The organism is Caulobacter sp. SLTY (assembly GCF_009905535.1).
In the GTDB taxonomy this organism is placed as follows: Bacteria; Pseudomonadota; Alphaproteobacteria; order Caulobacterales; family Caulobacteraceae; genus Caulobacter.
Window position 1 is genome coordinate 1 of record NZ_JAAALA010000087.1, and the last position, 536, is coordinate 536.

Below are 536 nucleotides of genomic sequence, written 5' to 3' on the forward strand. Positions count from 1 at the left end.
GACATCAGCGGCTACGGCGGTGTCTACAGCTCGATCACCCAGGCCGCGAACGGCGCGAAGATCACCTTCACCGATGGCGGGTTCGTCACCCTGATCGGCTTCCAGGCCACGAATCTGACCTCGGCCGACTTCATCACCGGGCCGGTGTCGCCGCCTCCGCCTCCGCCGCCGCCGCCGCCCCCCGGCGTGTTCGACCGGACGCTGACGGGGACGAACGGGTTCAACATCATCGAGGGTGATGGCCGGAACGAGTTGATCCAGGGCCTGGTGGGCAACGACACGCTCTATGGGATGGGCGGCAACGACCAGCTCGAGGGCGGGGACGGGGCCGACTACCTCTATGGCGGGGAGGGCGACGACATCATTATCGGCGGCGCCCACTCCGACCAGCTGTACGGCGGGGCCGGGGCGGATCGCTTCGTGTTCTCGACCGGGGACGGTCCCAACAACATCCACGACTTCCAGGATGGCATCGATCTGATCGACATCAGCGGCTACGGCGGTGTCTACAGCTCGATCACCCAGGCCGCGAACGG

At 67.0% G+C, this 536-nt stretch carries 1 pseudogene; it reads left to right on the forward strand.

Annotated elements, in window-relative coordinates:
* Positions 1–536 (forward strand): annotated as a pseudogene (locus GVN21_RS20370) (hypothetical protein); the annotation flags it as partial.